Annotated in this window: 1 protein-coding gene; it reads right to left on the bottom strand. The window is 77.0% G+C overall.

Translation table 11 applies throughout. The annotated features are described in order from the left end of the window. Window positions 1–155: 155 nt before the first annotated feature. On the bottom strand, window positions 156–365 hold a 210-nt coding region (locus tag I0Q12_RS33615), incomplete at its 5' end, for a hypothetical protein (protein ID WP_231611265.1).

The raw sequence follows: 365 nt of genomic DNA, 5'->3' as shown, positions 1-365 counted from the left end.
CAGCGACCGACAGGGTCGAGGCAGCGGCGGCCGAAGTCCCGGACCGCGCGGCGGTCGTGCCCGACCCGGCACCCGAACCGCAATCGGCAACGATTCCGCCGACGGACCCCGCCCCGCCCGCCGAGGTGGTACCGCCGACGGAACAGGAGACACCATCAGCGGACCCCGCCACGCCCGCGGACGTCCTGCGCGCGGTCCCGGCCGCAGAAGAACCACCGGCGGCGACCACCGTCCCCGGACCCGGGGTGCCGGGTCAGGCCGTGGAGCGAGGGCGCAGCGGCCGCAGCGCACCGGGTCGGGCCGGTGCCGTGGCCAGGGACGATCGTGAGGCTGCCGATCGTGAGGCTGCCGATCGCGGTCCCGCG

The sequence above is a fragment of the Rhodococcus sp. CX genome (genome assembly GCF_015865005.1).
Classification (GTDB): domain Bacteria; phylum Actinomycetota; class Actinomycetes; order Mycobacteriales; family Mycobacteriaceae; genus Rhodococcus.
The sequence above is the reverse complement of the archived record's forward strand: the minus strand, read 5'-3'. Positions and strand labels throughout refer to the sequence as shown.